The following is a 23782-nucleotide window of genomic DNA, read 5'->3' on the forward strand; positions in this document are numbered from 1 at the left end:
ATATCTGGCTGTCATTTTTTGGTTGCGTTCGATCGATAGGTTCCCGCGCAGCAAAAGACTGGGAGCCAGAAATCATGAAAGATTCGGATCGTAGCGCATTGAGCTGGGACGAGTGGGATGAGTTGAACGACCCACGCCCGGAAGGGACGGAATTCGACCGGATCGTTGAGGCGGGTCTCTCGCGTCGCGGCTTCCTCTCTGGCCTGGTCGCTGTTGGTTCCGGGGCCGCGGCTATGAGCGCGGGCCTCTTGAACGGCACTTCCGCACAGGCGCAGCAGGTGACGCGCTTCGCCTTCAAACCGATCCTGATCGCGACCGATGATACAGTCCGTGTGCCCGAGGGATACAGCTGGAAACCAGTAATCAAGTGGGGCGATGCCTTGTTCGCGGATGCGGAACCTTTTGACCCCGCAAACGGTGTCTCCTTTGCCGCGTCGGAACGCGTGTTTGGAGAAAATACCGACGGTATGGAGCTCTTTGTTGTCGGGAATAAGCAAGTGATTGCCATCAACCACGAATACGCGAATACGAAGATCAATCTGCCGAACACGCATGCGGACGGCGTGGCGGATAGTGCCGAAGACGCCCAACTCCTGCGCAACCTGCAGGGAGTGACCGTAATGGAAGTGGCCGAGACCGATAGCGGTTGGTCCGTTGTTGTCGACAGCCCTTTCAACCGCCGTATCACACAAGACACCGAGATCCAGATGAGCGGTCCGGCAACTGGTTCCGATCTTCTGAAAACTGTCTCGGACCCGACGGGCATGACCGCACGCGGCACGATGAACAATTGCGGCTCCGGTAAGACGCCATGGGGCACCTATTTGACCTGCGAAGAAAACTTCAACGGCTATTTCGGATCGACCGATGCCAATCTGGAGCGCACAACCGAACAGGTGCGCTATGGCCTGAATGTCGAAGGGCGTTACGGTTACGAGAAATTCGATGACCGCTTCGATCTTTCGAAGGACCCCAACGAGCCGAACACGCAAGGCTGGGTCGTCGAGATCGACCCGTCCGATCCTGACTCCACGCCGGTCAAGCGCACTGCGCTTGGGCGGTTCAAGCACGAAAACGCTGCCTGCGTAATCGCACCCGACGGTCGCGTTGTCGTCTATCTGGGTGATGATGAGCGGAGCGAGTTTCTTTACAAATACGTGTCGAACGAAGTTTACGTGCCCGGTGGCGACACTTCCACGCTGCTCGATAATGGCACCCTCTATGCGGCAAAGTTCCTTGAGGATGGCTCGGGACAATGGCTTCCCCTGACCCCTGAAACGACAGAAATGGCCGAGGACGAAATCCTGGTCTTTAGCCGGATCGCGGCATCCAAGGCGGGTGCAACGACGATGGATCGCCCGGAATGGGTCGCCGTGAGCCCCATCGCGGCCGAAGCGTATTGCGCGCTGACCAACAACAGCAAACGTGGTGTCGAGCCGAACGCCGGCGGAGACGAAACCCCCGTTGGTGGTCCCAACCCGCGCGCAGAGAATGGCTATGGTCAAATCGTGCGCTGGCGTCCGGCAGAAGAGAACCATGCCAGCCCGGACTTTACCTGGGACCTTTATGTCATGGCCGGTAATCCGACAAAACATGATGATGACTATGCCGGATCGCGCAATATTACCGCGGGCAACATGTTCAACTCTCCCGATGGCATGATCATCGACTCTACCGGCATGATTTGGATCCAGACCGATGGCGATGACAGCAACGAGGGTGATTTCGAAGGCCAGGGGAACAACCAGATGCTGGTTGGCGACCCGTCAACCGGTAAGATCCAGCGATTCCTGACCGGCCCGTTTGGTTGCGAAGTGACCGGTTTGTGTTGGTCTGCCGACAAGCGGACCATGTTCGTCGGCATCCAGCACCCCGATGCTCCCTTCCCGGACGGGGAAGACAGCCTGCCCCGTTCAACGATCGTCGCGATCACACGCGAGGACGGTGCGCAAATCGGGTAAGGCGCAGAGAGGGAAGCTGCGAATGAGGGGCTGTGCCGTTGCACGGCCTCTCTGTCATTTGAGATCAATTATATGCATAATCAAGGTTGATACCTCGATGGGCAAGGTATACACCTAGCACCATGTCTCGCGACCCGAAACCCATCCGCTCTATTCCTCGCCAATCTCCGGATTATGCCGATCCGGCCTATTGGAGGGGAACGATCAAGATGTCACTTTCAAAGTTTTTCGTGCTTTGTGTGCTTCATCAGAAGCCCATGCATGGCTATGAGGTCGTTCAGGCTGTCGAGCAAACGACCAAGGGATGCTGTAGTCCTACCGAGGGGACCGTCTATCCGATGTTGAACGAGTTTGAAGCAGGAGGCTACCTCACCTCGCATTTTGACGTTGTCCAGGGCCGAGAGCGGAAGGTCTATACCTTGACAGAGAAGGGGACTATCGCGTTCCAGACTGCGGTGGACGCGTGGCTGGAGGCGACCGATTGCATCATTGCCAGCAAGGCGGCGGCGGGCGCACTTGCGATTTCCTATGACAAGGCAGAGCCCCCATGCGAGTGACATTTTTTTATCTATATACATCGATGATCGAGGCATCGGCTATCGATATATATAGTCGAAAGCACGCGCCATGATCATGCCAGCGAAACAGACTCGGGTGATTGTCGCACTTGGCAGTGCACAGACGCTGGCATGGGGCTCGACCTATTATTTGCCAGCGATCCTGGCCGTGCCGATGGCACATGACCTTGACGTGCCGACCGGTATGGTCTTCGCCGCCTTCTCGGCTGGACTGATGGTTTCTGCATGTCTTGGGCCGCTGGTCGGCCGAAGAATTGACCGGTTCGGCGGTCGCGGTGTGTTGGCGATCTCGAACTTGGTGTTCGCGACAGGTCTTGCGGTTCTCGGCGCAGCGGGAGGGGCGGGTATGCTGTTTACCGGCTGGCTGCTTATCGGCGCCGGCATGGCCATGGGCTTATATGAGGCGGCCTTTTCCACGCTCGCCGGTATTTATGGTCGCAATGCGCGCGGTGCGATTACCGGTATTACACTTATCGCCGGACTCGCGAGCACCATCTGCTGGCCAATCACCGCTTACCTCGAAGCCGAAGTCGGCTGGCGTATGGCCTGTTTCATCTGGGCAATGGCTCATCTGGTTATCGGCCTGCCGCTCAACCGCCTCGTAGTGCCATCGGGCAGTCAGTCGGTCGCAAGAGAATCACAGGACATGTCGCACACGCCCCCTGGACGCGGCGCTGAACGTCCAAGCCTTACAATGGCACTCCTTGCTTTTGTCTTCGCGGTGACGTGGTTTACGAGCACTGCGATGGCAACGCATCTCCCCTTGCTTTTACAGGAAGCGGGCGCTTCGCCAGCTGTGGCAATCGGGGCTGCCGCCCTGGTCGGGCCGGCGCAGGTGGCGGGGCGCCTTCTCGAATTCGGCATACTCCAACGTTTTCATCCGTTGCTCTCGGCGCGCCTCGCAATCGTTGCCCATCCACTCGGAGCACTCATGGTCATTGCATTCGGTGCTCCGGCCGTAATCATATTCGCCCTCCTGCACGGGGCAGGAAACGGCATTCTGACAATTGCCAAGGGAACACTACCGCTCGCGATCTTCGGTCCCTCCGGTTACGGATTTCGTCAGGGTCTTCTGATGGCCCCGGCACGTTTCTGTCAGGCTGGCGCACCGTTTCTGTTCGCCCTCCTGATCGAGCGATACGGTGCCGCCGCATTGCTTCTGTCGATTATCCTTGGGCTCACGGGCCTTGCGGCCCTCCTTTCCCTCACCTCCACATCAAAGGTTGAACACGCATGAGACTTAGAACGTTACCCGACCCTGACCACATGCCTGCGTTGGATGCGCGCTATGCACTGCGTCAGCCCGCAACCAACTTGACTACCGCGCCACAGCATCCGCCTCGCATTTTGCTTCTTTATGGGTCGCTTCGAGAGCGTTCCTATTCGCGCCTGGTTGTCGAGGAAGCCGCCCGCCTCGTCCGGCATTTTGGTGGCGAGCCGCGCATCTTTGATCCGTCAGACCTCCCCTTGCCGGACCAGGTCGCCGGCGACAACCATCCAGCGGTGCACGAGCTGCGTGAGCTTTCAATTTGGTCCGAGGGACAGATTTGGTGCAGCCCGGAGCGCCATGGTCAAATCACCGGCGTCATGAAGACGCAGATCGACCATCTGCCGCTCGATATAGGCGGAATGCGACCAACCCAGGGCCGGACACTGGCCGTCATGCAGGTGTCCGGCGGATCGCAGTCTTTCAACGCGGTCAATACGCTGCGAATGCTTGGCCGCTGGATGCGGATGGTCACCATCCCCAATCAGTCGAGTGTCGCGAAAGCTTTTCAGGAATTCGACGAAGCGGGGCGCATGAAGCCATCAAGATATTACGAACGCATTGTTGATGTCGTCGAGGAACTTGTCCGTTTCACAGTGCTGCTGCGGCCCCATACCGATCATCTGACCGATCGATACTCCGAACGAAAGGAAGCGGCGCATGCCGAGCGCGAAGTCGCGTCGGATCTTTCGGCGATCGCGATTGCCCATCAAGTGGCGGGAGAGAAGCGATGAAGAAACTGGTCTGGTTGACCGATTTGCATCTGGTCGAACAGGGACGAGATTGGCCACAGGGAGTTGATCCCTTGGCGAGACTTCGGTTCTGCCTCGACGAAATACAAGCGTTTCATTCCGATGCGGAGCGCCTTGTTATCTCCGGAGATCTCATCCAGATCGGTAATCCGGGGGCTTATGGTATTCTGCGTGAGGAATTGACTCGGATATCGATGCCTTATCGCCTGCTGGTCGGTAATCATGACAACCGCGAGGCAATGCTTACCAGTTTCCCGGAGCTCAGTAGTGTTGACGGGTTCATTCAGGGCGTCGAAGATGTTGGTAATGTGCGTCTTCTATATCTCGATACGCTCGCTGCTGAAGGCAAACACCATGGTGAACTATGCCCGGTTCGGATGCAGTGGATCGGTGAGCAAATCAGGTCAGCAGACGAAAGGTCGCTCCTTATTTTCTTGCACCATCCGCCATGCGACATCGGTGTGCCGGCGCTTGATCGTTTGAGCCTCGTTGACAGCGACGAACTGGGCGACCTGATCCGGGCCCGGGAAGCTCCGACCCATCTCTTTTGCGGCCACGTACATCGGAATGCCTCCGGGCTTTGGGCCGGGTATCCCTTGGCAGCTCTCAAGAGCCTTCATGTCCAGTTCGAATTGGACTTGACTGGCTCCAATCTAATTCGCGGTGACGAACCACCTGGATACGCAGTGGTTCTCATAAAACCGAACGGGATCATCGTGAATTATCGCGATATTCCTGCCTTGTAAGGATTTTTTAATTGGAACTCGGCCGATTATTGGCGGTGCTTCGGCGCCAAAGCATTAGAAAAGACTTGATGGATTGACGATCAATCCAAGCTATGCCGAATATGAGGAAGTACAGTATTGGAATGCCCGCACTGGGAGTGAAGCAGGGAGAGCGGAGCGCGACTAGAGCTCACTTAATGTCATTGGTCCCCATCCAGTTTCTTGGCCTCTTCGCGCGTGATCCCAATGTCGTCCAGTAGATGATCGTCGAGCTTTGACAGCCGGTGTTTATGCCGTGAATTGCCGCTCCAGAGCACGAGCCTTTGGCACAACAGAACCCATGTTCTCTTGATGACGGACACGTTCATGGCAACAGCACCCACAGCCCTGCAAAGGCGTATCCGATGGCTAGTGATCCGATCACGGCAAGAGACACGAAGAGGGTAATGGTCGATGGCCGGAGCACCATTATGACTGCGAAAACACCCCAGATGCTGATCGCACCTCCGGAAACCAGAAAAGCGAGAGCTGCGCCGGGCGACATGCCAAGATCGAGCAACCCTCGGACGAGCGGCAGCGCAGCATAGCCGTCGAGATACATTGGAGCTCCGACGATAACCGCCAGTGGAATCGCAAAGACGGAATCGTCTCCGACATAAGGAGTCAGGACATGTGGGGGCATCAGGTCTCGCAGTAGGTGTTCGGCCGCGAAAGCGAAAGTCAGACACAGCGCAATCAGCCGCGCCATGGCGAGCAGTTCTGCGCGGAAAATGCCCATCCGCATTGCATCCTGCCAGACCCGCAACTTGAAGCCGAAAACAGGGTCGGCCCCGCACCGGCCCGCAGCCAGATGCCTGTCAGAACGAAGCGGATGTTGCACCATCCGCGTGCCGCTCAGCATAGCGGTTCCCAGACCTCCAAAAGCACCGAGCGCTAAGGCGGCAACCATCTTGCCAATGGCAAATGCCGGGCCGAGTACCGCCCATGTCACTGCAAACATTGCCGGATCGGTCACGGGTGACGACAGCCAGAATGCCATGACCGGGGCGAGCGGCACACCTGCGGCGAGGAAACCAGTCAACAGCGGCAGCACGGTCACGCCGCAAACAGGCGACACTGAACCCACAGCCGCTGCGACAACGATTGTGACACCGCGCCGTCCTTCCAACCATCTTGTGGTGAACGTGGCAGCGCCGCTGGCCGAAATCCATGCCGAGAACAGCAGACCGACTGTAATGATTGGTGCGACCTCCACGAAGCTCGCGAGCACGAAGCGGACGGTGTCCAATGCCTTGTCTGGCCATACCAGCGCCACGGAGCCAAGCAGGGCTCCGGCAATGATCCAGACCATCTGCATTTTGCGTTTAGGAAGTGAGGTGCTCATCGGAATAACCCTTTCGGGATTCATCATAGGATGCGCTATTTCATAAATAAAACGAATAGTCTAAATAGAAGGTATGAATAATTACGATATATCTTCTTCCCAACAGCTCGACAGCGATCTGCTGCGCAGCTTCCTTGCCGTGGCGCAGGCTGGCAGCGTCAGCGGTGGCGCGATCCATTTGCTTCGGACACAGTCCGCTGTCAGCGTCCAGCTGCAGAAGCTGGAAGAAATCGTTGGTCAACGGCTTTTCGACCGGCATGGTCGCGGGGTTTCACTGACCACGCATGGCGAACACCTCCTGCCTGTCGCGCGCCGCGTGGTGAACATGCTTGATCAGGCGGTTGCCGGGATGCGGGGTAGCGAGGTGCGAGGCGAAATCCGCCTTGGCATACCCGAAGAATATAGCGAAACCCTGCTTCCAGAGATCCTAGCCGGCTTTGCTCAGGAGCGTCCCGGTGCGCGCATCCTGCTGCGCTGTGGCTCAAGTGTGGAATTTCCAGCCGCGCTTGCTCGGGGCGACCTGGACCTTGCCCTCCACACCCCCGAGACGATCACGAAGAATGATGTCGTTATCCGCCGGGAAACGGCAGTCTGGGCCGGGTCAATCTTTCATGATGCCGAAAGCCGCAGACCGCTTCCCGTCGCCCTGTTCGACAGAGCGTGTTGGTGGCGCGAACGTTGTCTCGACCTGTTACAGAAATCCGGCACGGACTACGAAATCGTCTGTACCAGCGAAAGCGTTGCCGGGATACGGGCAGCAATTGCTGCGGGTCTCGCGATAGGCGTGCTGCCGCAGAGCACGCTGACTGAGCAGATCAGGCGCCTGTCGGAACCCACGCTGCCACATCTTGGGGAAACACCCCTCGTTATGTCCCGATCATTGGGCGCGCAATCAAGGCTGGCTGATAGTTTGACAGCGATCGTCACAAAGGTAGTTCGATCTCTCGGTCCACTAGATTAGCGGGATTGTAAGCCTCGGCTGCTTTGGGCTGATGCTGTTGAAAAACTCCGCAACCGCGCCTGATGGGTCAACTTTGCGGAAAGATGTTCTGTTTTGCCCCCGTGACAGCTGGAAATTGCGCAAGTAATGCCCCGAGAAAGAACAATGTTCTGCATTTTTGAGGGTGCGGAACGACGCAGAGAGTTTTTCAACAATCGGCTCGGAGCCGCGTTGCGGCGGCGCGGCGCGTGGATTGTCGCCCAAGAGCATCACATTCGGTTGCAGGCGCCTTAGCAGATGACAGCAGGCAGCCTATTTGTTGAAAAACTCTTGTTGCTCGAGGCACTGATCGCTGATTCAATCTTGTCATCAGGGTGGGAGGTTTCCGGCGATGATGGGTCCGAGACAGGAGGCACAGGCGGCATTGTTCTACGAGTTTTCGCTGGAAGATCACGTTCGACAGGATGATATAAAGGCTCAAAAAAGGATTTGATGGGTTCTAACTGCTTGAGATAAAAATAAGAAATTTCGTTGGTGAAATCGTGTCCGGGCTGGATTATTTTTCTACGCCGGTGCGCGAAATGCTTGGCTGAGAAGCGCTGTCTCCATCTGGAGCAGTATGGCGTGAAGCGGATAGGGCGGTCGCAAGTTGAGATGGTTGCATGCCCCCGCAACCAATGCTGTCATAATTCACCGATAGGCAATATATGACAGTATATTTTATTGATATTGTTGGACTTTCAACCGCTTCACCTTGGTGAGGCTACGGTGAAGCGCGCCAGATCGCTTCGTTTTCCCCTCCGCAATACTAAGTGCTTCTGTTTCGTCGCGGCGAATTTGACGATATTCAGATTGTTCCCAAGGGGGAGAGCGCCGACCCGCTCAATGTTGTGGCTTTGCAGCCCCGACCGCCTTCTCAACGGATTTTGACACCACCCGCGGCGTCGCGCAGGGCCTCGGCCACGGCGATCACCGCCCTGTCCTTGCGGCTTTCGGGCAGCATCCATGCGGTGATGGACAGGCCCAGGGGCACGACCAGGTCGAAGGGCGCAACCAGCGCGCCGCTGTCGAGATGCGGCTGCACCAGGGACTGGCGACCCATCAGCACGCCGGCCCCAGCCAGGGCCTCCTGCACCGCGATGGCGTAAAGCGAATAACCGGGTCCGGTGGGCACGACATGCCCCGTCGGCATGGCCGCGGCCGTCCAGATCTTCCAGTCCTGCCACACCACGTCCGAAATGCAGTTTACGCCCGCCAGATCCTCGGGTCGGACCAGGCGCTCGGCCAGGGCAGGGGTGCAGACGGGCAGCAGCATCTCGTCCCACAGCGTCGCGCAGCCCGGGTCCGGTGCGCCATAGAACAGGCAGATGTCGAAGGGGGTGCGCTTCAGGTCCGGCGGTTCCTCCAGCGCGGTCAGAGAGATGTCAACGTCGCTGAGCACCGCGCGCAGGCCGACCAGGCGCGGGGCCAGCCAAAGTTGCGCCAGGGCGGGCGAGGTCACGACATGCACCTTGCGCGGCGCGGCATGGCGGCGCAATTCGCGCACCGCATCGCCAAGCGCATCGAAGGCCGCGATGAAGCCCGGGGCCACACGGACGCCAAGCGCGGTCAACTCGACACCGCGCGCCTGGCGCTGGAACAGGGGCGCGCCATATTCTGCCTCCAGCGCCTTGATCTGGGCGGTCACGGCGCCGGGCGTGACCATCAGCTCTTCGGCGGCGTGACGGAAACTGCCCAGCCGTGCGGCGGCCTCGAAGGCACGCAGGGCGTTCAGCGACGGCATCCGGCTGAAGGGAGGGGCGACAGGCATGGCGGCATGAGGCTCAGTTTTTCTAAGCCTAGAATAGACAAAAACTGATTTGTCGCAAGCCGCGCCAGGCATGATTTTCGGCGCATCAGATCAATGACGTCGCCATGCGGCCTGCAACGGGAACCCGAAATGAAAATCGCTGCCATCGAGCTTTACGAATACGACCTGACCTATGCCCATGGCACCTATGTGATGTCCAAGGGGCGCTCGGCCAGGCAGCAGCCCTCGAATCTCGTGCGCCTCATCACCGATGACGGCATCGAGGGCTGGGGCGAGGCGGCGACGCTGTCGGGGAACTACCTGCCGGTCTTTGCCGGCGGCACGCGCGCTGCGCTGCGCGAGCTGGCACCGGTGCTGATCGGGCTGGACCCGCGCAATGCCAGCCAGTTGCAGCGCGTCATGGCCGGCGTGCTGATGGGCCAGGCAAATGCCAAGAACGCCTATGACGTGGCCTGCTGGGATATCTTCGGCAGATCGGTCGGCCTGCCGATCTCGGCGCTGATCGGCGGCGTGCTTTCCACCGAGTTCCCGATTTTCGAGGCGATTCCGCTGTCCTCAGTCGAGGAGAGCATCGCCTATGTCCAGAAGCGCAGCGCCGAGGGCATCCTGCGCTATCAGATCAAGATCGGCAACGATCCGGTCAAGGACGCCGCGCGCGCCCGCGCCATCGCCGAGGCCTTCCCCGGGATCTTCTTCTTCGTCGACGCCAATGCCGGCTTTACCCTGCTGGAGGCGCAGGTGGCGATGCGCGAACTGGACGGCACCGGCATGTTCTTCGAGCAGCCCTGCCGCGAACTGGCCGATTGCGCCATCCTGCGCCGCACCGGCCGCCTGCCGATGATCATGGACGAAACCGTCCTGAACCACGCCGACCTTTATCGCGCGAAATACGAGGTCTCGGCGGCTGCGGTGAACATCAAGCTGGGACGCTTGGGCGGCATCACTCCCACCATCGGCCTGCGCAATGCCGCGCAGGACCTGGGCATGCATTTCGCCATCGAGGATGTCTGGGGCGGCGACGTCACCTCGGCGGCGGTGTCGCATGTGGCGGCCAGTTCCAGCCCCGAGCATCTGCTGCATACCTCGTTCTTCAACGACTGGACGAACGAGCATGTCGCCGGCTATCAACCCCGCACCCGCGATGGCCTGGGCGCCGCGCCGACCGGCCCCGGCCTCGGCATTACGGTTGACCGCGCGATGCTCGATGCGCCGGTTGCAAGTTTTTCGTGAGGGAACGGCCATGCTGCCCAAGCTGCTGACCTATGAGGAAAGCCTTCCCGCGCTGAGCTGGCCCGGCGCCATCGACGCGTTGCGGCAGGGCCACCGGCTGCCCCGGCCCGAGCAGGGCGACCTACTTCTGGGTTCGGGCGATGCGCGGCTCTTGAACCGCGCCGCCCGGATCGAGGGGCTGGGCTTCGCGATCAAGGGCGACAGCATCTTTCCCGGCAATGCCGCCAAGGGGCTGCCTACCGTCCATGGGGCGGTGCTGCTCTACCATCCCGATTGCGGCGCGGTGCGTGCTGTGATCGACAGCCGGTTGGTCACGCAATGGAAGACCGTTGCCGACAGCCTGCTGGGCGCGCAATGCCTGGCCCGCCCGGACAGCCGCCACCTGCTGATCATTGGCGCCGGCGCGGTGGCCGCGACGCTGGCGCGCGGCTATGACGCCGCCTTTCCCGGTATCGAACGGATCTCGATCTGGGCGCGCCGGCCCGAGCAGGCCCGGGCGCTTGCCGCGGCGCTCGGCGACCTTCGGGCCAGCGTCACGGCCGTCGAGAACCTGCCTGAGGCCGTGGGCCAGGCCGACATTGTCTCGGCCGCCACCATGGCCCGGCAGCCCGTCCTGATGGGTGACTGGCTGCGCCCCGGCACGCATGTCGACCTGATCGGCGCCTATACGCCAGAGATGCGCGAGGCCGACGATACCCTGATCGCCTCGGCGCTTGTCTACGTGGATTTTGTCGATACGGTCGTCGACAAGATCGGCGAGATCATGCAGCCGGTCCTCTCGGGCGCCATCACCTGCGACCATGTGCGGGGCGATCTCTACGATCTGGTGGCGGCGGGCGGCTCCAGCCGCCGGACCGATGACCAGACCACTCTGTTCAAGAACGGCGGCGGCGCGCATCTGGACCTGATGATCGCCAGCTATGTCGTTGAAGCGGTCGGGGCGGTCGGGAGTAACCGGAAATACTCGCGCTCAGTGCGAAAGTAACCTGTAAGTGGCAAGGTTATGGCAGCTCTCGCGCGATCGGTTTCACGGCTGATCTCCGTCTTGAGGGCACTGCGGTGACATTAGGGTCAGGATGCATTGATTTTCACTGCGCGGCATGAGTCACGGCTCGAAAAACGGAGCGGTGACATGAGCGACCTGTATTGGCTGATCGACGAACAGATGGCCAAGCTTGCGCCTTTCTTCCCGAGGTCGCATGGCAAGCCTCGGGTTGATGACACGCGCGTCTTAAGCGGCATTATCTTCATCAATCGCAATGGTTACTCAAGCTTGATGAGATCGATTAGTCAAAATTGGTGAGACTCGGGAATCAATCCATTGGGAAAATGCAACAAGACCCTCTACAGCCGGTGAAAGCGTTGGAGCGAGAAAGGCATTTTCGCGCGGATGATGGCGGGTCTCGCCGTCGAGCACGCCGAAGAGAAGACCGTGATGATCGATGTGAGCAGGCGAATGCCATGCGTTCGAGTGAGCCTGCGCAAGTACCTGAAGGCTCATCGAACGGCGACCAGCATGGCCGCAAAAAAGGGGGGGCGTGGTCGTCTGATCGGTCGAACCAAAGGCGGCATGAACACGAAACTGCACGTCATCTGCGACAGCCCAGGGTGCCCGCTCGACCTGTTCGTCACCGCCGGTCAGGTCAGTGATTACATCGGTGCGCGGGCACTGCTCAGCAGCCTTCCGAATGTCGAATGGCTGTTCGGGGATCGCGGCTACGATGCCGACTGATTTCGAGACGCCTTGAAAGACAGAGGGATACGCGCCTGCATCCCGGGCCGAAAACAACGCAAGACAACCGTCAAATACGACAAGCGCCGATACAAGCGGCGCAATCGCATCGAGCATGTTTCGCAGGCTCAAGGACTGGAGGCGCGTCGCGACCCGCTGTGACCGCTGCCCCAAGGTCTCCCTCTCAGCCATCGCCCTCGCAGCAACCGTCATCTTCTGGTTATGAAGCCTGATCCTAAAACGACCGTTCGATTGACGTCGCAACGAAATCTTCACCGTCGCGGTAAGGAGCGGCCCTAGCTGCCGTTCACTGCGTCGCGGCATCAGCGACCTCTTTCGAAAACTCCTTGACCTTCAAGGTGAGTTGAGTAAATATATCAATACATGTTGAGGAATTGATTTGATGGAAGAGTCTCAAGCTCTCGCCGCCTTTGCAGCCTTGTCCCAGGAGACACGGCTGCGCGTGGTGCGCCTGCTGGTTCAAGCAGGACCGGACGGCATGGCCGCAGGCGCGATCGGCGAAGCCCTCGGCGGCGCGACCACCTCACGGTTGTCGTTTCACCTCACCCATCTCGAACATGCAGGGCTGATCCGGTCCAAGCGCGAGGGGCGCTTCATCATCTACAGCGCGGTCTTTGCAACACTGACCGGATTGATCGAATTCCTCATGCGCGATTGCTGTCAGGGTCACCCGGAAATCTGCGCGCCGGTCGCGGCCGCGCTGTCCTGTTCATGTGATCCTCTGAAGGATGCCTCCCATGGCTGAAGCCTCGCCTCGTGTTTTCAATGTGCTGTTTCTCTGCACCGGGAACTCCGCCCGCTCGATCATTGCCGAAAGCGTGCTGCGCAAGGAAGGCAGCGGGCGGTTCCGCGCCTTTTCCGCCGGAAGCCAGCCGAAGGGAGAGGTGCATCCGCGGACGTTGACGATCCTGCAGAATTATCATTATCCGACCGAAGGGTTACGTTCGAAAAGCTGGGATGAATTTTCCGGACCCGATGCGCCGGTCATGGATTTCGTTTTTACCGTCTGTGATAACGCTGCCGGGGAAACCTGTCCTTATTGGCCGGGACAGCCGATGACGGCCCATTGGGGTGTCGCCGATCCGGCGGCGGCAAGTGGCAGTGATTTGCAATGTGATTTGGCCTTTATCGAGACGCTGCGCTATATGAAGGCGCGGATTCAGGCTTTTGTGGCGCTGCCGATCAGCACATTGGACCGCGCCAGCCTTGCGACCAAACTGCATCAGATCGGGCGTGCCGAAGGGGCGTCCGGGGGAGGCGCGGACGTCATCATCTATCACAACCCGGACTGCGGCACCTCGCGCAATACGCTGGCGATGATCCGCAACGCGGGTATCGAGCCGCATGTCGTCGAATATCTCAAATCGCCGCCCTCTCGGCTGCAACTGGAAGATCTTATTTCCCGCATGGGCATTTCGCCGCGCGAACTGCTGCGCGAAAAGGGTACGCCCTATGTCGAATTGGGGTTGGATGATCCAAGCTTGACCGATGACGCGCTGGTCGAAGCGATGATGGCACATCCGATCCTGATCAACCGTCCCATCGTGGTCAGTCCGCAAGGCGTGCGGCTGTGCCGGCCTTCGGAACTGGTGTTGGATCTGCTGCCGCCGCAACAAGCCGCCTTCAGCAAGGAGGACGGCGAACAGGTCGTGGATGCCCAGGGCAACCACATCCGTTCGGCCTGATCTTGGGGGACATCGCCATGACTGCCACTCGGCCGGCCAACCGGCTCTCATTTCTCGACCGATACCTTACGCTCTGGATCTTCGCGGCCATGGCACTTGGCATCGTGCTCGGGACAATCTTCACCGGCCTGCCGGATGCCCTGCATGGCATGTCGGTCGGATCGACCAACATCCCGATCGCCATCGGCCTGATCCTGATGATGTATCCGCCCTTAGCCAAGGTCCGCTACGAGGAACTACACCGGGTCTTTGCCGACAAGCGCGTTCTGGTGCTGTCGCTGATCCAGAACTGGCTGATCGGGCCGGTGCTGATGTTCGTCCTGGCGGTGATCTTCCTGCGCGACCAGCCGGAATACATGACCGGACTGATCCTGATCGGCCTCGCGCGCTGCATTGCCATGGTGCTGGTCTGGAACCAGTTGGCGCGGGGCGACAATCAGTATGTCGCGGGATTGGTGGCTTTCAATTCCGTCTTCCAGATCCTGTTCTTCTCGACCTATGCCTGGCTGTTCCTCACGGTCCTGCCACCGCTGTTCGGGCTGGAAGGCAGCGTCATCGATGTCAGCTTCTGGACCGTGACCGAGGCCGTGCTGATTTATCTGGGTCTGCCCTTTCTTGCCGGTTTCCTGACCCGGCGCATTCTGATCGCCCGGAAAGGGGCGGAGTGGTATCAAGAGGTGTTCCTGCCGAAGATCAGCCCGATGACGCTGGCTGCCCTGCTCTTCACCATCGTGGCGATGTTCAGCCTCAAGGGCGGCGATGTGGTGCGCTTGCCCCTGGATGCTCTCCGGATCGCGATTCCACTGGTGCTGTATTTCGCCGTTCAGTTCCTGGTGAGCTTTGCCATGGGCCGGCTGATCGCCAGGGACTATCCGCGGACCACGGCAATCGCCTTTACGGCAGCAGGCAACAACTTCGAGCTGGCGATTGCCGTCGCCATTGCCGCCTATGGGCTGGCCTCACCCGTGGCCTTCGCTGCTGTGATTGGTCCCCTTGTCGAGGTGCCGGTGCTGATCCTGCTGGTCAACGTCGCCCTGCGGCTTGGTCGCCGCTGGTTTTCTGAGACCGCCCTGCATAACGAGGCCCGTGCATGATCCCCGACCTGCCAAACCTGTCGTCCGACGCCATCCGCCAGCCGAACCTGCCCTTGGTGTCGCGCGCAAGCCATCCACCGCGTATCTTGCTGCTCTACGGCTCGTTGCGGGAGCGCTCCTACAGTCGCTTCGCTACGCTGGAAGCCGAGCGCCTGCTCCACCACTTTGGCTGCGAGACGCGTGTCTTTCATGCCAACGGCCTGCCACTGCCAGACGATGCGGAGACGTCGCATCCGAAGGTTCAGGAATTGCGCGAGTTGTGCCTGTGGTCCGAAGGCCAGGTCTGGACCAGTCCGGAACGCCACGGTGCCATGACGGGCGTGATGAAGTCGCAGATCGACTGGATCCCGCTGTCGATGGGGGCAATCCGGCCGACCCAGGGCCGCACCTTGGCCGTCATGCAGGTCTCGGGCGGTTCGCAAAGCTTCAACGCTGTAAATCAGATGCGCGTGCTTGGACGCTGGATGCGCATGGTCACCGTCCCGAACCAGTCCTCCGTCGCCAGGGCCTATGACGAGTTCGACGAGGCGGGTCGCATGCGCCCATCGAGTTACTACGACCGCATCGTTGATGTGATGGAAGAGCTGGTAAAATTCACGCTGCTGACCCGTGATTTATCAGGTTTTCTGGCTGACCGATACAGCGAGCGGAAGGAAACGGCGGCGAAGCTGGAGGCACGGGTGAGCCTGAAAGCCGCGACCTGATAAGCGCGCCTCTGCCGCGACCGCAAAATTATGGCAATGCTGCGGAATGGGTGAACGGCGGATGAGGGTTCCAGGCAACTTACTGTGGCGCAGAAAGGGACAGGGGGGACGAAGCGGACCCCGGCCCTCCGGAAAGACAAGGTCGACCCAGCCCTGCCATTCGGCATCCGTGCTGCGCTGTCGTGCAGCGTCCTCGAACTGGCCATTCATCTACGCAGCATTCCAATTTGCATAAAGCGGAGCTGCACGAGACCGATTTGCCTTTTCTTTGCGGAACGTCACCTCATGTCAAACCATCCAGGATAACCGCTATCGATTGACGCGAGAGCTCTGCGATCGCGTCGTCGGATTTAACCCGAGCAGCAAGCGTGCCATCGATCAGCATCATCGACAAACCATGTACAAATGCCCAGCAGACTATGGCTCCATTTTCGACTTGCTCAGGAGAAACCGGTTCCGGCAACAATCGATGGATGACCTCGCCAAGCGGCGCAAAGCTTCTGGATTTCGGCTCTGCGACGAGTTCATCGTCGTGCCAGCCCTCGCCGCCGACGCCAGCACCGAACATGAGACGATAAAGCTTGGGGCGTTCGCAGGCAAAATGAACATATTCGTAGCCAAGACGTTCAAGGGCGATCCGAGGATCGTCATTGGCCTGTGCAGCGGCAGCCTGACCTGTCGCGAGCTGCTCAAAGCCCTGCGCAGCAAGCGCCGCAAGAAGCCCCTCCCGATTTGAGAAATGGTTATAGGGTGCTGTCTGGGAAACACCGGCTAACCGCGCAACGGCACGCAATGACAGTTTTTCCGGACCCTTCTGTTCCAGTTGTTTTTCGGCGGCTCGCATCAACACCGCCTTCAGATCGCCGTGCTTCTCGCCGGGACGCCTCTTTCCTGTCACCATGCACGTTCCTCCCTTACCGGTCAGCAATTCCGGTCTTTTATATTGACAGCGAACATTATGCGAGCGATAAAGTATATGTTCACTGTCAATATAAAAGGTGCAGAATGACCGATACACGCAAACCCGCCAATCCGGCGCGGCGGGCCATGTTGGGTGCGGCTGGCGGGTTTGCGGTTGGTGCTATAGCCGGCATGGCCGTCGGCGCCGGATCACGCTCGCCCGCACCGATCGCACTGCAAGCGGATGATCGTTTCGCCGGAAAGGCCGTTCTTGTCACGGGCGGAACGTCGGGTATTGGCCGGGCCACGGTCGAACTCTTTGCCGCTCAGGGTGCGACGGTTGCCTTCTGCGGAAGGCGGGCAGAACTTGGCGAAGAGGTGCAAAAATCCATCACCTCTGGGGGCGGGCAGGCAAAATACATTCAGGCGAATGTGCGGCGAGAGAAGGACGTGGCCTGGCTTCTCGACCAGGCGCGTCAGGCATTGGGCGGGCTCGATATCGTCATCGCGAATGCCGGGATCACGATCCAGAAGCCGCTGCATGACTATGCGACCCCTGAATGGCAAGATGTGATCGACACCAACCTGCATGGCGGCTTTCTCACCTTGAAACATTCGATACCGGCAATGCTGAAATCGGGCGGGGGTGTGGTTCTCGTCGTTGCTTCCTCGGCCGCCAATGTCGCCGGTCCCGCTCAAAGCGCTTATGTCGCGTCGAAAGCCGGGCTCATTGGAATGGTTCATTCGGCTGCGCTGGACTATGCGGACAAGGGCATCCGGATAAACGCGATCAATCCGGGCACCACCGACACTGCCCTGGTGAGGCGAGTGGCTGGCATGGAGGATGTGCCGGATGCCGTTTGGCAGGTGGGCTCCGCACGATGGGCGGAATCCAATGTACACGGAATGAAGCGCATGGCTCGCCCCGAAGAGATCGCGGCCTTTATCGTTGCAATGGCATCACCTGACCTGACATTCGCGACAGGTAGCGCCTTGAGCAGCGATGGAGGAATGGGGGTCGGATAGGTCGGACCGTGCGCGACACGCGCAGCTAATTGGAGAACGGACGGCCCTTTGCTGCCGTCGATCACGCTGCACGATACTGCGTCATTTCAGGTGTCGATGCAGGACGAAGCAGTTAGTCAGACAATGCCGTACTGTTTCAGCAGAGCTTGCTCATCGCCTGATACCCAGCCGAAAACCCTTGGCTCCCCATTCAACATCTGAACCAGATAGTGAACGTCAAAATCTACCGCCGCGGTCCGTCGTCAGAACATCTGGCACATCTCGCGGCGTAAATTAGCGGAGATCGGGCCTCATCATCGGTTTGATCTTATGCGGCGCGCTTGCGGTGTTGCAAGCGCCGCTGTTCGATGGTCTTTCGCTTGATCCTTCCGCGTTGTTTGATGATGGCGTCGGCTCTGTCGATGACGTGCCTGTCACTTCAGTCGGATCGTCTCTTCCGCCACGATCTCATGCAATGGGTTCATCGAAATCTCTTTCATTTTATTTTATCCCATTTAGATGCAGGACGCCCTGCATGACAAATGCCAATCATGCTGCAATGTTGTGCAGGCATCCTGCTAGAAATCCTTGCACAACCGCAGACTGTCATAAAGCGCCGCATGAATGTTCCGGCAAGCGACGGCATCACCTACCCTGAACAACATGTATTTCCCGTTCGGATTCGAAACGACATTTTGCGGACGCCCTTCCGTCAGGGCTTTATAATCCACCGCCCCCAGGTTTAACGACTGCGCTTTCAATTCGATGTAAAGATCGTCATTCGGCAGCGTGCCATTGTCGCATACGACCTGATCGACCTCGCGCTCTTCTTCCTCGAGCGTGTATTCATTGCGCAGCACCGCAACCAGGCTGTTGCCTGTGCGCCTTACGCTCCGCAATCTCCTGTCCGGAGATATCCTTGTCCCGTTCGTGTACAAATGGGACAGATATGTCGGAAAGGTATAGGCTCCGGCCTCGACGCCAAGATGCCGCTCCGGGGTGACGACTTCCAGATTTTTGTTGGCCTCCGACAGGAAATCGGCGCAGCTTATACCCGAATCCGCACCCTGATCGTCGAACATCAGCACACGATCACCGATTTCCACGCGCCCCCCAAGCATATCCCAGCTGCTATAGACATGCTCCATGCCATCAATGTCACCGACATTGGGAAAGCCGCCGGTCGCAATGACGACGATGTCCGGAGAAAAGCGCTCGACCATCTGCGCATCGGCCATGTAGCCAAGCCAGATATCAACGCCCAGCTTTCTGCACTGATCTTCCAGCCATTGCGGAATGGTCTGCAAATCCTGCCGCCATTTGACCCTGGCTGCGATATTGATCTGCCCCCCTGCCTGTGGCTCCGCCTCGATCAGGGTCACCTTATGACCCCGCTCTGCGGAAACCCGCGCCGCTTCAAGCCCGGCGGGCCCGCCGCCAACCACGACCACGCTCTTCTGCTTATCCCCGCGCGGCACGGCATGAGGCAGCGAGGTTTCACGACCGGTTGCCGGGTTCTGGAGACACAGCGCCTCTCCGCCGGCATAGATCCGGCTGATGCAGTAATTGGCCCCGACACATGGCCGGATATCGCTTTCGCGACGTTCGATCATCTTGCGCACCATATGCGGATCCGCAATCTGGGCACGGGTCATGCCGACAAGATCGATCAACCCGTCTTCGATCGCACGTGCGGCAGTGGCGAAATCCAGAATCCTGTTCGCGTGAAGGACAGGTATGGAAACCGCGGCCTTTATTGCGCCGGCCATCGAGAGATAGGGGGCAAGCGGTCCGCCCATGCTAGGCATCGACAGCGACGCGGTTCGCCAGTCATATACCGTGCTTGCCATGACATTAAGGTAATCAACGTTTCCGGTGCCGGCGATAGCCTTGGCAATTTCCAGACAGTCTTCCTGCGCAAGCCCTGATTCAAAGAATTCGTCGCCGGTGATCCTTACCCCAAGCACCAGCTTGTCGCCAAGACCCCGCCGGACCGCATCGATGATCTGCAAGGGAAAGCGCAGGCGGTTTTCCAGATTGCCGCCATATTGATCCACCCGCTGGTTTACCGCCGGCGACAGGAACTGCAATGCGATCTGCCCACCCGCAAACAGCAGCTCGATCCCGTCGAGCTCAGCGGCAGCGGCACGTTGTCCGGCGGCTTGGAAATCCTGCAGAATGCGCTCGAAATCCCAGTCTTCCATTTCCCGCGGAAACGAGCGGTGCTGTGCTTCGCGCACGGGTGACGCGCTGACCGGTGGAATCCACGCTCCTGAATCCCAGCGCCCCCGTCGGCCCGCGTGGGAGATCTGACAAAACACGGCCGCGCCATGCTCGTGCACCGCGTCGACCAGGGATTTGATATGCGGGATCGCCCGATCTTCGGCGAGCGTAAGCTGACCGAACGGCGCGGCCGAATCCATGGAGACGGCGGTTGATCCGCCGATCATCGTCAGGGCGACACCGCCTTTGGCTTTTTCCTCATGATACCGGCGGTACCTTTCTCCGGCCAGCGACTGAACACTGTAACCGGGGGCATGGGCGGTACTCACAATGCGATTGCGCAATGTCAGGTCGCGCAAGCGGAAAGGTTGAAGAAGGGCATCATACCCGGACATTGGGTTCGTTCCTTATCTAGCGAAGATTTGCCGGAAGATTTCGCAATCGTTGTTGCTCAGTTAGCCAGCACGTGATTGTAGCGGGTCAGGAAAGACTTCAGCCGATCGGTCTTGGGATTGGCCAGCAATTCGGCAGGCGGCCCGATTTCCGCGATCTGGCCCTTGTCGAAATAGATCAGCACATCCGCGACATCGCGGGCGAAATGCAGCTCATGCGTCACGACAATCATGGTCCGGCCGTCCTGCGCGAGAACCTTCATCACGTCCAGAACCTCGCCCACCAGTTCGGGATCAAGCGCCGATGTCGCCTCGTCGAACAGCAGCACCTTCGGTTCCATCGCCAGCGCGCGAGCAATGGCGACGCGCTGTTGCTGACCGCCTGAAAGCTGCGTCGGGTAGCTTCCGGCCTTCGCACGCAAACCCATCCGATCCAGAAGTTGCAGCGCCTGTTGTTCCGCCTGTTTGCGGGGCAGCTTCCGCACCTTGTTGGGCGCCAGTGCCACGTTCTGAAGGGCCGTCATATGCGGGAACAGATCGAAGCTTTGAAAAACCATCGCCATCTCGCGGCGGAAACCGAAGGCTTCCCGCTCTTTGCCAAGCGTCTGGCCGTTGGAGAAGCGAACCTCCTTGTCGCCGATACGCAAGCGCGCCTCTGTCGGGGTTTCCAGCATATTGAGACAGCGAAGAAAGGTGGACTTTCCGCAACCGGATGATCCGATGATGGCAGCGGTTTTCCCTTCTTCGAGCTGAAAGCTTACACCGTTCAGCGCGCGAAACTCTCCGAAGTCCTTGGTCAGGTTCTCGATTTCGATGAAAGACATCACAACAACCTCTCGTTGGTGCGGCGTTCATAGCGATTGGTCAGGCTTGCCAACGGCCATATCATGAGCATGTAGATCACGGCTGCGAAGGTCAGAACCTCTAGGGGCCGATAGGTCTGGGCCGTCAGCGTGTTGGCGGTATACATCAGGTCATGGACTGCGACGACGGACAACAGCGACGTATTCTTGAACTGGATGATCGCCTGATTGACGATTGCCGGAGTCATCCGCCGGAAGGTCTGCGGCAGGATGACATAACGCATCGTTTGCCAATAGGACATGCAGAGAGAGCGGCAGGCGCTCCATTGTCGCGCGTCGATCGACTGGACGCCGCCACGGAATATCTCGGCCGAGAATGCGGCCATATAGAAGGTCAGCCCACATCCCGCGGCAAGCCATGCGGGAAGATTTACGCCCAGAACGATTGGAAAGGCATAATAGAACCATACGATCTGGATAAGCGCCGGCGTGCAGCGAAAGACACCGATGAAAAGTTGTACCAGCCAACGTCCCGGCGCAAAGGAACTGATGAGGATCAATCCCAGAACCAGGCCCAGAACCAGCCCGACGAATGTCGTGCCCAGACCATAGACAAGAGTGATGTAGATCGCATCCAGCCACAGCGATGGCTCGAGAACGACCGACCAGTCATATTCATATCCCATTAATTCTTCCCTGAGCTATAGGAGCCTGCGCGGAAGCCCCTGGGCCTCCGCGCGTCTGTCTGGTGCCGGGGCTCAGAATTGAACTTCGGGCGGCACCATGTCGGAATCGTATCCGACCTTTTCCAGTACGTTCATGAAGATCTCCTGGATCGTGCCGTCTTCCCGGTGGGTTTTTCCCCATTCCGCCAGCCACGGGGTCAGGCGATCGGCCGATTTGAGGAGCCCGGCAGAGGAACCCATCGACTTCACCGGTGCGGGAAAGAAAACGCTATTGAAGACATTTGACGCCGATTCCATGACATTGAGGCACCGCAGCACATCGGCACCCATGATATCCGCCCGACCGGACTGAACAGCCAGCGTGATCTCGGAATATTCGGTCAGCGAGATATGCTGCGCCTTCGGTGCCATCTCCTTGAAGGCATCCTCGACGCTGGTTCCCGTAACGGTCGCAATCCGCACATCCGGGGAATTCAGCTCTTCCCACGTCTTGCCGACCTGTGCGTTCTTCCCATCCATGGCGCAGAACGCGAGATCATAGATCGGCCCGACCATCGAAAGCGCCTTTTCACGCTCTTCGGTTGCGCTCATGCCCGGCCAGATATCGATCTTTTGCGATTGCAGGTCCAGAACGATGGTGCGCCAACTGGTTTCATGAAACTCGACCTTCAGTTCCTTGCCCATTTCCTCGCCCAGATCGGCAGCAATCGCGCGGCACAGATCGATCTCGTAGCCTTCCCACTGACCGGTGTCGCGATCCATCCAGGATCCGATGGGATCACTGGGGATCGCGCCGCAAACGATTGTGCCACTGCTTTCGATGCGATCCCAGACCGGATCGGCAAGTGCCGGGGACGCCAGCGCAAAAGCCGCGCCGGTTGTGACGAGTATTACGCCAAAATTCAGTCTCATATCCTAACTCCTTGTCGGGGTGTGGGGGATGGGCCCGGCTTCTTGACGTCCGGTCCGATCCGTTACTGGGGAACGGCCTTGCCCGCAGCTGCGTAGATGGCGCGAATACCCTTGCCGATTTCCGCGATCGCCTCCGCTTCCGCAGCTTTGTGCGGGCGCCGCACGGTCCCTCCGTTCAGTCCCAGCGCCGCCATGCCTGCCTTGACGAAAGCAAAATTCGACAGACCCGAACGCGCCATCAGGTGATAGAGTTGATCAATGATCTGCTGGTTGCGCGACATCTCTTCCAGATCACCCGCGCGATAAGCGTCATAGGTCGCGACGACTTCGGCCGCGCAGATATTCGAGATGGTCGAAACCGATCCCGACGCGCCACGGCTGAGCAGGCTGGACAGATATGGCTCAAGCCCGGCGAAATGCCGCAATTTGTCGCGGGTCGCGTAATATGTCTCGGCCACGGCATAAAGGTCGCGGGCGCTTTCCTTGTAAGCAACGACATTCGGGATGGCAGCCAATTCGGCAGTCAGGGCCGGCGTCAGATTGACGCCCACCCGCGCAGGGTTGTTGTAAAGCATGACCGGCAGACCGATCCCGGCCACCTCGGCCACGGCGGCGCGGATCTCGGCAGCGGTGGGTAGGCAATAGACCGGCGGAAGCAACATGCAGCCGTCGAAGCCGATTTCTTTCGCGTGACGCGTCAATTCCAGGGTATCGGCGTGGTTCAGCGAAGAGGTGCCTGCGATCAGCATCGCGCGGTCACCGTAGCGGTCGGCAACAAGCGAAAACAGCGCTTTCCGCTCATCCGCCGACATCGAGTAATATTCGCCCGTGCTTCCCGACACGACGAAACCCGCAACCCCCGCCGCAAGCATGCGGTCAAGATGTGCGTGCAGCGCCTTTTCATCGACCTGTCCATCCGCGTCAAACGGGGTAATCGCCGCGGTCAAAACCCCGCTCCAATCATTTTTGCTCACGCCC

22 protein-coding genes and 1 pseudogene are annotated in these 23782 nt (G+C 59.2%); 14 read left to right on the forward strand and 9 right to left on the reverse strand.

Annotated elements, in window-relative coordinates:
- Window positions 1-74: 74 nt before the first annotated feature.
- The 5 genes from D3P04_RS05765 to D3P04_RS05785 all read left to right on the forward strand — a co-directional run bounded on the left by D3P04_RS05765 (window position 75) and on the right by D3P04_RS05785 (window position 5304).
- A complete protein-coding gene (locus D3P04_RS05765; protein ID WP_119746823.1) occupies window positions 75-1961 on the forward strand; it encodes a PhoX family protein in 1887 nt (628 codons plus the stop codon).
- A 209-nt stretch (window positions 1962-2170) separates the two neighbouring features.
- The gene (locus tag D3P04_RS05770; RefSeq protein WP_119746825.1) at window positions 2171-2518 is read left to right on the forward strand and encodes a PadR family transcriptional regulator; all 348 of its coding nucleotides are present in this window, start codon (window positions 2171-2173) and stop codon (window positions 2516-2518) included.
- 70 nt (window positions 2519-2588) lie between these two features.
- A complete protein-coding gene (locus D3P04_RS05775; RefSeq protein ID WP_220475275.1) occupies window positions 2589-3776 on the forward strand; it encodes an MFS transporter in 1188 nt (395 codons plus the stop codon).
- Complete coding sequence (gene arsH / locus D3P04_RS05780) at window positions 3773-4540, forward strand: arsenical resistance protein ArsH (protein WP_119746827.1); 768 nt, start codon at window positions 3773-3775, stop codon at window positions 4538-4540. The genes D3P04_RS05775 and arsH (D3P04_RS05780) overlap by 4 nt, the downstream gene beginning before the upstream one ends.
- Window positions 4537-5304 (forward strand): phosphodiesterase, encoded by a 768-nt coding sequence (locus D3P04_RS05785; RefSeq protein ID WP_119746829.1) that lies wholly within the window; start codon window positions 4537-4539, stop codon window positions 5302-5304. Before arsH (D3P04_RS05780) ends, D3P04_RS05785 begins: the two co-directional genes overlap by 4 nt.
- A 179-nt stretch (window positions 5305-5483) precedes the next feature.
- Here the strand turns inward: D3P04_RS05785 and D3P04_RS23930 are convergent, their stop codons facing one another.
- Together D3P04_RS23930 and D3P04_RS05795 are read right to left on the reverse strand one after the other, a co-directional pair.
- A complete protein-coding gene (locus D3P04_RS23930) occupies window positions 5484-5651 on the reverse strand; it encodes a DUF1127 domain-containing protein (protein WP_119746831.1) in 168 nt (55 codons plus the stop codon).
- Window positions 5648-6694, reverse strand: coding sequence for a permease (locus D3P04_RS05795; RefSeq protein WP_232844901.1), 1047 nt, complete (start codon window positions 6692-6694; stop codon window positions 5648-5650). The genes D3P04_RS23930 and D3P04_RS05795 overlap by 4 nt, the downstream gene beginning before the upstream one ends.
- 46 nt (window positions 6695-6740) lie before the next feature.
- Here D3P04_RS05795 and D3P04_RS05800 point away from each other — a divergent pair, with 46 nt between their 5' ends.
- A complete protein-coding gene (locus D3P04_RS05800) occupies window positions 6741-7628 on the forward strand; it encodes a LysR family transcriptional regulator (RefSeq protein ID WP_119746833.1) in 888 nt (295 codons plus the stop codon).
- A gap of 895 nt (window positions 7629-8523) precedes the next feature.
- Here the strand turns inward: D3P04_RS05800 and D3P04_RS05805 are convergent.
- Complete coding sequence (locus D3P04_RS05805) at window positions 8524-9489, reverse strand: LysR family transcriptional regulator (protein WP_220475276.1); 966 nt, start codon at window positions 9487-9489, stop codon at window positions 8524-8526.
- A 57-nt stretch (window positions 9490-9546) separates the two neighbouring features.
- Between D3P04_RS05805 and D3P04_RS05810 the strand changes: the two genes are divergently transcribed.
- The 7 genes and pseudogenes from D3P04_RS05810 to arsH (D3P04_RS05840) all read left to right on the forward strand — a co-directional run bounded on the left by D3P04_RS05810 (window position 9547) and on the right by arsH (D3P04_RS05840) (window position 15883).
- Window positions 9547-10647: a mandelate racemase/muconate lactonizing enzyme family protein gene (locus D3P04_RS05810; RefSeq protein ID WP_119746836.1), complete on the forward strand. Its 1101-nt coding sequence runs from the start codon at window positions 9547-9549 to the stop codon at window positions 10645-10647.
- Window positions 10622-11632: an ornithine cyclodeaminase family protein gene (locus D3P04_RS05815; protein WP_232844902.1), complete on the forward strand. Its 1011-nt coding sequence runs from the start codon at window positions 10622-10624 to the stop codon at window positions 11630-11632. Before D3P04_RS05810 ends, D3P04_RS05815 begins: the two co-directional genes overlap by 26 nt.
- 147 nt (window positions 11633-11779) lie before the next feature.
- A pseudogene (locus tag D3P04_RS05820) lies at window positions 11780-12605 on the forward strand (IS5 family transposase).
- A 177-nt stretch (window positions 12606-12782) separates the two neighbouring features.
- Window positions 12783-13145 (forward strand): ArsR/SmtB family transcription factor, encoded by a 363-nt coding sequence (locus D3P04_RS05825; RefSeq protein ID WP_119746840.1) that lies wholly within the window; start codon window positions 12783-12785, stop codon window positions 13143-13145.
- Entirely contained in the window at window positions 13138-14085 is a 948-nt protein-coding gene (gene arsC, locus D3P04_RS24010) for an arsenate reductase (glutaredoxin) (protein ID WP_119746842.1), read from the forward strand. Before D3P04_RS05825 ends, arsC begins: the two co-directional genes overlap by 8 nt.
- A 17-nt stretch (window positions 14086-14102) precedes the next feature.
- Window positions 14103-15179: an ACR3 family arsenite efflux transporter gene (gene arsB / locus D3P04_RS05835; RefSeq protein WP_119747122.1), complete on the forward strand. Its 1077-nt coding sequence runs from the start codon at window positions 14103-14105 to the stop codon at window positions 15177-15179.
- Window positions 15176-15883 (forward strand): arsenical resistance protein ArsH, encoded by a 708-nt coding sequence (gene arsH, locus D3P04_RS05840; protein WP_119746843.1) that lies wholly within the window; start codon window positions 15176-15178, stop codon window positions 15881-15883. Before arsB ends, arsH (D3P04_RS05840) begins: the two co-directional genes overlap by 4 nt.
- Window positions 15884-16166: 283 nt before the next feature.
- On the opposite strand, the gene D3P04_RS05845 is transcribed toward arsH (D3P04_RS05840), so the two are convergent.
- Window positions 16167-16784, reverse strand: a complete 618-nt coding sequence (locus D3P04_RS05845; protein WP_119746845.1) for a TetR/AcrR family transcriptional regulator — start codon at window positions 16782-16784, stop codon at window positions 16167-16169.
- Window positions 16785-16888: 104 nt separating this feature from the next.
- Between D3P04_RS05845 and D3P04_RS05850 the strand changes: the two genes are divergently transcribed.
- Window positions 16889-17809, forward strand: coding sequence for an SDR family NAD(P)-dependent oxidoreductase (locus tag D3P04_RS05850; protein ID WP_119746847.1), 921 nt, complete (start codon window positions 16889-16891; stop codon window positions 17807-17809).
- Window positions 17810-18366: 557 nt separating this feature from the next.
- Here the strand turns inward: D3P04_RS05850 and D3P04_RS05865 are convergent.
- From D3P04_RS05865 to D3P04_RS05885, 5 genes are all read right to left on the reverse strand, one after another.
- Entirely contained in the window at window positions 18367-20406 is a 2040-nt protein-coding gene (locus D3P04_RS05865) for an NADH:flavin oxidoreductase (protein ID WP_119746849.1), read from the reverse strand.
- Window positions 20407-20462: 56 nt separating this feature from the next.
- Window positions 20463-21227, reverse strand: coding sequence for an amino acid ABC transporter ATP-binding protein (locus D3P04_RS05870; RefSeq protein WP_119746851.1), 765 nt, complete (start codon window positions 21225-21227; stop codon window positions 20463-20465).
- Window positions 21227-21892, reverse strand: a complete 666-nt coding sequence (locus D3P04_RS05875) for an amino acid ABC transporter permease (protein WP_119746853.1) — start codon at window positions 21890-21892, stop codon at window positions 21227-21229. The genes D3P04_RS05870 and D3P04_RS05875 overlap by 1 nt, the downstream gene beginning before the upstream one ends.
- Before the next feature lie 72 nt (window positions 21893-21964).
- Window positions 21965-22804 (reverse strand): transporter substrate-binding domain-containing protein, encoded by an 840-nt coding sequence (locus D3P04_RS05880; RefSeq protein ID WP_119746855.1) that lies wholly within the window; start codon window positions 22802-22804, stop codon window positions 21965-21967.
- A gap of 62 nt (window positions 22805-22866) precedes the next feature.
- Window positions 22867-23778: a dihydrodipicolinate synthase family protein gene (locus tag D3P04_RS05885; RefSeq protein ID WP_182912745.1), complete on the reverse strand. Its 912-nt coding sequence runs from the start codon at window positions 23776-23778 to the stop codon at window positions 22867-22869.
- Window positions 23779-23782 lie beyond the last annotated feature (4 nt).

It is taken from the genome of Paracoccus onubensis, from assembly GCF_003591515.1.
In the GTDB taxonomy this organism is placed as follows: Bacteria; Pseudomonadota; Alphaproteobacteria; order Rhodobacterales; family Rhodobacteraceae; genus Paracoccus; species Paracoccus onubensis.